General features: G+C 39.3%; 5 protein-coding genes and 3 pseudogenes. 4 read left to right on the top strand and 4 right to left on the bottom strand.

Annotation, left to right across the window (positions count from 1 at the left end):
* Positions 1 to 107 precede the first annotated feature (107 nt).
* From BHE89_RS02625 to BHE89_RS02615, 3 genes and pseudogenes are all read left to right on the top strand, one after another.
* A pseudogene (locus BHE89_RS02625) lies at positions 108 to 565 on the top strand (MT-A70 family methyltransferase); the annotation flags it as partial.
* Positions 566 to 567: 2 nt separating this feature from the next.
* Positions 568 to 765 carry a hypothetical protein gene (locus BHE89_RS02620; protein ID WP_004250849.1) on the top strand — a complete coding sequence of 66 codons (198 nt, stop codon included), beginning with the start codon at positions 568 to 570 and terminating at the stop codon, positions 763 to 765.
* Positions 765 to 953, top strand: a complete 189-nt coding sequence (locus BHE89_RS02615; RefSeq protein ID WP_004250848.1) for a hypothetical protein — start codon at positions 765 to 767, stop codon at positions 951 to 953. Before BHE89_RS02620 ends, BHE89_RS02615 begins: the two co-directional genes overlap by 1 nt.
* A 7-nt stretch (positions 954 to 960) precedes the next feature.
* On the opposite strand, the pseudogene BHE89_RS02610 reads toward BHE89_RS02615, so the two are convergent.
* The 3 genes and pseudogenes from BHE89_RS02610 to guaB form a co-directional block, all read right to left on the bottom strand.
* Positions 961 to 2,158: pseudogene (locus tag BHE89_RS02610) on the bottom strand (tyrosine-type recombinase/integrase).
* A 218-nt stretch (positions 2,159 to 2,376) separates the two neighbouring features.
* Complete coding sequence (guaA, locus tag BHE89_RS02605) at positions 2,377 to 3,954, bottom strand: glutamine-hydrolyzing GMP synthase (RefSeq protein WP_069368888.1); 1,578 nt, start codon at positions 3,952 to 3,954, stop codon at positions 2,377 to 2,379.
* A gap of 84 nt (positions 3,955 to 4,038) precedes the next feature.
* Positions 4,039 to 5,505: an IMP dehydrogenase gene (gene guaB / locus BHE89_RS02600; protein ID WP_069368887.1), complete on the bottom strand. Its 1,467-nt coding sequence runs from the start codon at positions 5,503 to 5,505 to the stop codon at positions 4,039 to 4,041.
* A 169-nt stretch (positions 5,506 to 5,674) separates the two neighbouring features.
* Here guaB and xseA point away from each other — a divergent pair, with 169 nt between their 5' ends.
* Positions 5,675 to 7,057 carry an exodeoxyribonuclease VII large subunit gene (gene xseA / locus BHE89_RS02595; protein WP_069368886.1) on the top strand — a complete coding sequence of 461 codons (1,383 nt, stop codon included), beginning with the start codon at positions 5,675 to 5,677 and terminating at the stop codon, positions 7,055 to 7,057.
* A gap of 100 nt (positions 7,058 to 7,157) precedes the next feature.
* Here xseA and BHE89_RS02590 read toward each other — a convergent pair.
* A pseudogene (locus BHE89_RS02590) lies at positions 7,158 to 9,403 on the bottom strand (TonB-dependent receptor).
* Positions 9,404 to 9,600 lie beyond the last annotated feature (197 nt).

Here is a 9,600-nt window from a genome sequence, read left to right as displayed (position 1 = left end):
CTCGAAGCTATTAAATTAGCCGAAGCGTGGGGTTTTAAAATCCGCACAATGAAAGCTTTTACTTGGGTTAAGTTTAACACTTTAGCATGGCAACGAATTTTGTACTCGAAGCTATTAAATTAGCCGAAGCGTGGGGTTTTAAAATCCGCACAATGAAAGCTTTTACTTGGGTTAAGTTTAACACTTTAGCATGGCAACGAATTGATAAGGCTATTCAAAACAGCGAGTTATTTGATTATCTCGACCTGTTTGAACTATTAGATGCTGAAACAAAAATGAATGGGGGAAACTACACCAGAGCCAATAGTGAAGATGTTTTAATCGCTACTCGAGGCAATGGATTACAGCGCATTAGTGCTAGTGTTAAGCAAATCGTATTTAGTTGTTTAGGTGAGCATAGCGAAAAGCCATGGGAAGTAAAAAACCGTCTTGAACAGTTGTACGGTGATGTAAGTCGCATTGAGCTATTCGCTCTGACATGTCACAAGGTTGGGATGCATGGGGCAATCAATGTCCTAACAACAGTATCGAACTTATCAACTCTCATTTTATTTGTAAGGAATAAATATGCCTGATATCGCAGATGATGCTAATGACTTAACGGATCTACAAATCAACACCGCATTAGCAAATAGAGAGCCACCAGCTAAAAGCTTAACTGGATTTTGTATCTGGTGCCGTGAAGAGCCTGTAACAGAGAACAGCGCTTACTGTTCTAAAGAGTGTGGTGATGATCATGCTCAGTACAAAAGGAAAAACGGATAATGATTATTGTACTCACGTTATTAGCGGTGTACTTATGGCTTGCTGGGTATCTGTTCTCAGAGTCTAAGCACGAAAGCGACAATATAAAAGATATTGTCGCCAGACTGTTTTACTCCACAATCTGGCCTGTTGTCGGTGTGCTTTACCTATCGTCACTACTTGCTTATAAAACACTTGGCGAAGAATGACAAAGCGTTAATCTTTCTCTTTTATCCATTCATCCACCATATCAGCCCACTCTTGTAACATCTTCCTACGCTGTTCAGCATATTCAGCTTTGTTGTAAACGGCTCTAACGCCATTTTGAACGTGTGCTAAACATTTCTCTATCCAATCTGAGTTATAACCTGCTTCGTGCAACAGCGTGCTTGCTGTGCGTCGTAAATCGTGAACAGTAACCGGTTCGAACTCAATACCTTTCTCATTGATACGTTTTACGGTGCCATCAATCACGTTATTCAATGCAGCATTAGAAAGTGGCTTTTTAATATCATATCGACCAGGCATTAAGTAATCGCTTCCCATCGCACAAACTTTCATACCAGTTAGGATATCCATTGCTTGGTCAGAGAGATAAATAACATGCTCTTTTCTCCCCTTCATTCGCCCTTTAGGGATCACCCATTGTCTATTTTTAAAGTCTATTTCATCCCATGTAGCGTGAATAAACTCAGACTTTCTGACTAATGTCAGCAAGACAAACTTAACGGCCAATTTTAAGGTTGGATAACAACTATAGTTTTCTAATTCACGAAATAAGATACCGATTTCTTTCGGTGACATTGCCCTTTCGCGCGCTTGAAAAGTCCCTATCGAAGATGCCTTTATTGCATCTGCTGGGTTACTAATTTCATAACCTCTATCTATGGCATAAGTAAAAACGGATCCAACAATCTCACGTACTTGTAATGCGGTCGCTTTTGCTCCCCTATCTTTTATCTTTTCACACAATGCTCTAAGCCGTGGTGTGGTGATCTCTTCTAGTTGAAGCTTGCCGAATACAGGATAGATTTCTTTTTCAATAATCGCTTCTTTCATGGCCCTTGTAGAGTCGGCATATTGAGCATCACGAAGGAAATTGACGGTATAGTCTTTGAATACCGTCCCTATTTTTTTACTCTCAATACCGTCACGTTTCTTTGAAGCTGGCGATATACCTACGTTTAGTAGCCTTTTGGCTTCAATTAATTCGGCTCTTGCTTCTGCAAGCGTGATACCGTCAGCACTGTATCGACCAAAAGTAACCGTTTCTCTCCTTCCATTAAAACGATAATCATATCTAAATGAAATAACACCACTTTTTTGTCACTGCAACGTATAAACCATCTCGATCAGACACTTTATAAAGCTTGTCTTGTGGCTTTAAACTTCTTAGTTTTGTATCGGTCAGCATGCTATAACCTCAATGCTGATACCGTCAAATGACAGCAAATTTATGACGGTATCAGTGTCTTAATTTTATAATTTATTTTTTGATACCGTCACATATACCGTCATTTTTTTCGGTTCTTGTCAACCATTACCAACCATAGAAAACAAAAAAGCCATCAGTAACTTACTGATGGCTATTAGTTTTTTAACCTTTATCAACTATTGCTGATAAACGGTATTTTATTCCCACTCAATGGTTGCTGGTGGCTTACCGCTGATATCATAAACAACACGAGAGATACCTCCCACCTCATTGATAATGCGGTTAGAAACACGGCCTAAGAAATCATAAGGTAAATGAGCCCAATGTGCGGTCATAAAGTCCACGGTTTCAACGGCACGTAATGAAACAACCCAATCATATTTACGACCGTCGCCCATAACACCCACTGAACGTACTGGTAAGAACACGGTAAATGCTTGGCTTACTTTGTTATATAGGTCTGCTTTATGCAATTCTTCAATAAAGATAGCATCAGCACGACGCAATAAATCACAGTACTCTTTCTTGATCTCACCTAATACACGAACCCCTAAACCAGGCCCTGGGAATGGGTGACGATAAAGCATATCGTATGGTAAGCCTAACTCTAACCCAATCTTACGCACTTCATCTTTAAACAGTTCTTTTAATGGCTCAACTAAGCCCAGCTTCATATCTTCTGGTAAACCACCTACGTTATGGTGTGATTTAATCACATGGGCTTTACCTGTTGCTGATGCTGCTGATTCAATCACATCAGGATAAATAGTCCCTTGAGCTAACCATTTAACTTGCGGCTGTTTAATAGCTTCTTCATCAAAAATTTCAATGAATGTATGACCAATGATTTTACGTTTTTTCTCTGGATCGTTTTCACCCTTCAACGCAGTTAAGAAGCGATCTTCCGCTTCAACATGGATAATATTTAGGTCAAATTTACCTTTAAACATTTCCATGACTTGTTCTGCTTCATTCAGGCGCAATAAGCCGTTATCAACAAACACACATGTTAAACGCTTACCAATTGCACGGTTTAACAGTAATGCGGTCACTGAAGAGTCAACACCGCCTGATAACGCTAAAATAACGTGATCATCACCAATTTGTTCTTTTAAACGAGCAACCGTGTCTTCAATAATTGCGGCAGAAGTCCACAAGGCATCACAACCACAGATATCTAAAACGAAACGTTTTAAAATCGCTAAACCTTGATGTGTGTGTGTAACTTCTGGATGGAATTGAACACCATAAAAATGTTTCTTTTCATTCGCCATAATTGCAAATGGGCAAGTTTCAGTGCTAGCTACTGTGACAAAGTCTGATGGAATAGCCGTTACTTTGTCACCGTGGCTCATCCATACATCTAATAATGGTTTGCCATCTTCGCTAACTGAGTCTTGAATATCATTGAATAGTGCGCAAGTTTCACGAATTTCAACTTGTGAATAACCAAATTCACGCTCACCAGAAACTTCGACGTCGCCACCTAATTGCATCGACATCGTTTGCATGCCATAACAAATGCCTAATACAGGAACACCTGCATTAAATACATATTCTGGTGCACGAGGGCTGTTATCTTCAGTCGTACTTTCAGGACCACCAGACAGAATAATACCATTAGGATTAAATTCACGAATTTGTTCTTCTGTAACATCCCATGCCCAGAGTTCACAATAAACGCCGATTTCACGGATACGGCGAGCAATAAGCTGCGTATACTGTGAACCGAAATCAAGGATAAGAATGCGATGATTATGGATATTTGCTGTCATTTGTGGTGAATTCCAAAACAGATAAAGTCATAAAGTTGAAAGGCTTGCTAATCTAGCATCAAAACAAGCCTTTCTCGGAATAAATTACATACCTAAGCGATAGTTAGGTGATTCTTTCGTGATAGTCACATCATGAACATGGCTTTCTTGAATACCAGCACCACTGATACGGACAAATTCAGCTTTAGTATTCAACTCTTTAATTGTTGCGCAGCCTGTTAAGCCCATGCATGAACGTAAACCACCCATTTGTTGGTGAACAATCGTTTTCAATAAACCTTTATAAGCAACACGACCTTCGATACCTTCTGGTACTAATTTGTCTGCCGCATTATCAGTTTGGAAGTAACGATCTGATGAACCTTTAGACATTGCACCTAATGAACCCATACCACGATAAGATTTATAAGAACGGCCTTGGAAAAGTTCGATTTCGCCTGGAGATTCTTCAGTACCTGCAAACATTGAACCAACCATAACACAAGCTGCACCTGCTGCTAATGCTTTTGCGATATCACCAGAGAAACGAATACCACCATCCGCAATAACAGGAATATTGCGATCTTTTAATGCTTCAACTGCATCCGCAATAGCGGTAATTTGCGGTACACCAACCCCTGTTACGATACGTGTTGTACAAATTGAACCAGGACCAATACCAACTTTAACCGCACTTACACCTGCATCTGCCAATGCTAAAGCCCCTTCTGCGGTTGCAACATTGCCACCAATAATAGGGAGATTTGGATATAATGCACGAGTATCACGAATGCGCTGTAATACGCCTTCAGAGTGACCGTGAGAAGAGTCAATAAGTAAAATGTCGACGCCAGCAGCAACTAATGCTGCAACACGTTCTTCGTTACCGGCACCAGCACCAACAGCAGCACCTACACGTAAGCGACCGTGTTCGTCTTTACATGCATTTGGTTTACGCTCTGCCTTTTTGAAATCTTTTACAGTGATCATCCCTTTCAAGTGAAAGTTGTTATCTACCACTAAGGCTTTCTCTACGCGTTTTTCATGCATTTTTTGCATGACAACATCTCGAGCTTCACCTTCTTGTACAGTCACTAAGCGCTCTTTGGGTGTCATTACCGCAGTAACTGGTTGATCTAAATCAGTAACAAAACGAACATCACGACCCGTAATAATACCCACTAATTCGTTATCATTAGTCACAACTGGGTAACCCGCAAAGCCATTGCGTTCAGTCATTGCTTGAACTTCACGTAAAGAAGTTTCTGGTGTTACGGTAATAGGATCAGTGACAACACCACTTTCATGTTTTTTCACACGACGGACTTCTTCAGCTTGGCGTTCGATAGACATGTTTTTGTGGATAAAACCGATCCCACCTTCTTGAGCTAATGCGATAGCTAAAGGTGCCTCAGTTACAGTATCCATTGCAGCAGAAAGCATAGGAACATTTAGGCGGATTGTTTCAGTCAGTTGTGTAGACAAGTCGGCGGTATTAGGAAGAACTGTGGAGTGTGCAGGAACTAACAAAACATCATCAAATGTAAGTGCTTCTTTTTTAATTCGTAACATAGCAATATCTCACCAAGGCGGCTTTTAGGAAATAGAAAATATTGCCGCGGAATTATACACACCGTAATCGGTTGCTTCTAGCTTTTTTTCAAAATTTTTATTGATCCTGCCACTAACTTAGGTAGTATCAATCAATTAAGTCTTTGTTTTAAAATTTGATCTGGCTCACATGACACTACCGATAAACAATAATATTTTTACTGTTAGCCGTCTAAATAAGACCGTTCGCCAGTTATTAGAAATGGAAATGGGTCGCATTTGGATCAGTGCTGAAATTTCTAATTTCACTCAACCCTCTTCTGGTCACTGGTATTTTACGTTAAAGGATACTCACGCCCAAATTAGAGCGGCGATGTTTCGTGGGCAAAATAGTAAAGTCACTTTTCGTCCTCAACACGGCCAGCAAGTCTTAGTGAGGGCAACAATTACATTGTATGAACCACGAGGCGATTACCAATTAATTGTTGAAAGTATGCAACCTGCTGGTGACGGACTCTTACAACAACAATTTGAGCTATTAAAACAAAAACTTAGTGCAGAAGGGTTATTTGATGCTATTTATAAAAAACCGCTGCCATCACCCGCAAAACAGATTGGTGTAATCACTTCATCAACAGGAGCTGCACTACACGACATCTTAAATATTCTTCGTCGTCGTGATCCTTCTTTGCCCGTACTTATCTACCCAACTGCGGTTCAAGGTGCTGAAGCGCCTATGCAGATTGTTCATGCCATCGAACTTGCTAACCGCCGTAAAGAGTGTGATGTTTTAATTGTTGGTCGAGGTGGCGGTTCGTTAGAAGATCTCTGGGCATTTAATGATGAACGCGTTGCTCGTGCTATTTTTGCCAGTAAAATTCCGATTGTGAGTGCAGTTGGTCATGAAACCGATGTGACCATTGCTGATTTTATTGCCGACCTTAGAGCACCAACCCCTTCTGCTGCGGCAGAACTTATTAGTCGTAACAAACTTGAGCTATTGCGCCAATTGCAGTCACAGCAACAACGCCTTGAAATGGCTATGGATTACTATTTAGCGAAAAAATTACGCGCAATAACACAGCTTCATCATCGTTTACAGCAACAGCATCCTCATTTACGTCTTGCGCGTCAGCAAAATGTATTAGCTTCCACACAACAGCGTTTAGTGACTAGTTTTCAGCAGCTATTGCAAACCAAGCAACATCAACAACTACAACTACAAAAACGCCTTAATTACCAAGAGCCTAGTTCACAAATCCAAGCATTACTTCGCCAACAACAACAGTTGATTTACCGTATGAGAGAAAGTATTTCACTACGGTTATCACGTCAACGTGAACAGTTTGCTATTAGCTGTTCTCGTTTAGAAAGTGTGAGTCCTCTCGCAACACTATCTCGCGGTTACAGTATTAGTGAAACAGCGTCTGGCGAAGTGCTGAAAAAGACCAAACAAGTGAAAGTGGGCGATCCGTTGAAAACACGCGTTGAAGATGGTTGGATCACCAGTGAAGTGGTTAAAACACAAAAAATAAGAGCTAAACGTAAAACAACACCTAAAAGTGATGATTAACTTAATTCTTGTTGTTTAGTGAATTGTGATATAGAAAACGGCACCCATTTTCCTTTGATGCCGTTTTTTTATTATGTCTTAATATCATTATTACGTTATTTTAAAAACGGACTTCTCCTGCAAAAAGGTAACTTCTGCCACGGGCAGTTTGTGTGTTTGCACCCGGATCTTGCATAATTGGCGCTGAATTACTTCTATCAAGTGCATTAGAATAGTTTTTATTCATTAAATTATGCACCGCAAACTTCAAAGAAATATTCTTATTAATTTTGTAATTACTATAAAGATCAATAACTGTCGGAATATTATCTTGTTGTACCATAGGTACCTTGCCTGTGTCATAATCTACGCCTTCAGGTGAAGTTTTACGCGATTTCCCCGTTATTTGGATCACAGTACCGACTTCTAATGAATGGTCATCAAAGAAGCGAACACCCGTATCGATGGTGGCGTAATATTTAGGAAGCTCAGAGGCGGGTGTTTGTCCAAAATCTGTACTGGCAATCGACGTCGGCTGTGAAGTTCGTTGGTCACTGTATGATAAGTGAGTGTAAAACACTCCTGCGTCATAATTCGCTTGTAGCTCATAACCACGTAAAGTCACTGGCTCTAGGCTATTGGTATACAGAAAAATATTCCCATCATATTCTATCCCCGCGTAATCCTCGCCAGTTAAAGAACCGTCATTTTTACAACGCACTCCACCTTTACATACAAAATAAGAATCACTGGAAATGTAGTCTTTAATTTTTTGTGTGATACCACAATCCTTTAAATCGTAAGCTATCACCTTCAAAAATTAAATCTGGACGATAACTATTAAAACCAATTTGCACCGTATCGGCTTTTTCACTTTTTTAAAAATGGGTTCATTGAAGCACCACCCTCATTAGCAAAAAAAATCTCTTGTGATGTTGGTGCTCTCATGGTGTGTGCATAGCTTACAAAAGGCTGAAATTCAGGAATAATTTCGGCAGAAAACAACATACCAGGATCCCAATTTCTATCATGGCGATTGAGGTTCATTTCCCCTTCAGGGAAGCATGCGGCTCGTGGATCACAAGCAGGTTTTCGCCCTTTGATATGATAATCGACATAATTTAAATTAAGATCGAGCGTATAAATATCATATTCAAATTTCATTTGTGAAAAGAAGCTGGTTAAATCATTTTTTCCTTGAGGTGCAAACGTATTATATTCAACCATGTTTTGTGATTGCCACAGATCAGTAGAAGGTGCAATAACACTGCGCTTGTATTCCGTTGACATTAATTTAGAACCGAGTGTTAATGCCATATCTAATTCGCCGTAGTTAAAGCGACTGGTATTTTTTGCGACTAGTGAATCAGATATATTTTTTGCATTTGCTTCACGTAAACTAACGAGAGAATCACCTGCAAATTTTTGTGATGCCTGACTATGGCTAAGCAGAATTTCACTATCAAATAGATCGTTTAGCGGTGTATAGCGATATTTCGCATAATAATCTTTTGCCTCAATTTTTCGTCGATTAAAATCATTGTGATAAAAACGACCACTTAATTCTAATTCATGAGAATCGTTGGGTTTAATCTTAATTTTAGTCAGTTCTGAATGCGGTCGTTGATTGAATTCTTTGCTTGTCGAGAATTCTTCGCTATTAAAACCAGCACCATTTTTATAGGAAGATTCTATTTTGTGCCCACTTAAGGCAAGCATTGCACCAATGCTACCGTCATCATTAAATAATGAACGTTGCCCTGCAAAAGCAACCATGCCGTTATAACCTAATCCATTTGTGCCACCAGCCGCTTTACTTCTAATTCCCCAAGAGTGTCCTTGAAATAAAATATCTTCTACACCAATAGTTTTAAAATTAGCACTTCCTGCCAGCGCATTAATACTATTTTCACCATCTTGTTGACCACGAGAAATATCAATTTGAATAATAAAATTCGGATCGATCATACTATTAAATTGGTTGTAGGGTTGTGCACCATGCGCATATTGGCTAGGTGATGTGCTATACATCGTTTGTGTGACACCGTCCACCATCATATTCACGCGACCAAAACCACTAAGCCCGCGAATATTAACACTAATACCCGGTTGACTCACATCCATTTGAGTATATGTGCCAGGTGTTGAACGTAATGTTTGTTCAACAGATTCAAGATTATTAATTTCACCAATAGCGCTATAAGCACCAGGCTTTCCCAATGCTTTTTGTTCGGGTGTTTCTTTTTGTGCTGATGAAACTTTTAAGCTACTAAATTGAATCGCTTTATCTGTTTCAGATGCAATGGCAAGATGATTAGCACCCGAAAATAAAATAAGAGTGCTAAGTATTTTCCTTGTAAATTTCATAATAAACCTATTCTTTATTTTTATTTAAATAGGCTCACGTTGCTTTATATAAAGTCACAAACTAGAAAATATTATTATTGTATTTACTTTAAATAATAGCCCTGTCTCTCTTTAAGAGAGACAGGTTTATTTATTAAAATTATTGCTTATTATGATTATTCTATTTTATATTCTGAGTTGTTAAAATAGACTTCAGG

The organism is Shigella sp. FC1967, from assembly GCF_001743005.1.
Lineage (GTDB): Bacteria > Pseudomonadota > Gammaproteobacteria > Enterobacterales > Enterobacteriaceae > Proteus.
Note: the sequence above shows the minus strand (reverse complement) of the source record. Positions and strands in the feature narration are given on the sequence as shown.

Bases quoted from the DNA above. Each gene is read 5' to 3' on its own strand.
- BHE89_RS02620 (WP_004250849.1), top strand. From the start codon at position 568: ATGCCTGATATCGCAGATGATGCTAATGACTTAACGGATCTACAAATC.
- BHE89_RS02615 (WP_004250848.1), top strand. From the start codon at position 765: ATGATTATTGTACTCACGTTATTAGCGGTGTACTTATGGCTTGCTGGG.
- guaA (WP_069368888.1), bottom strand. From the start codon at position 3,954: ATGACAGCAAATATCCATAATCATCGCATTCTTATCCTTGATTTCGGT.
- guaB (WP_069368887.1), bottom strand. From the start codon at position 5,505: ATGTTACGAATTAAAAAAGAAGCACTTACATTTGATGATGTTTTGTTA.
- xseA (WP_069368886.1), top strand. From the start codon at position 5,675: ATGACACTACCGATAAACAATAATATTTTTACTGTTAGCCGTCTAAAT.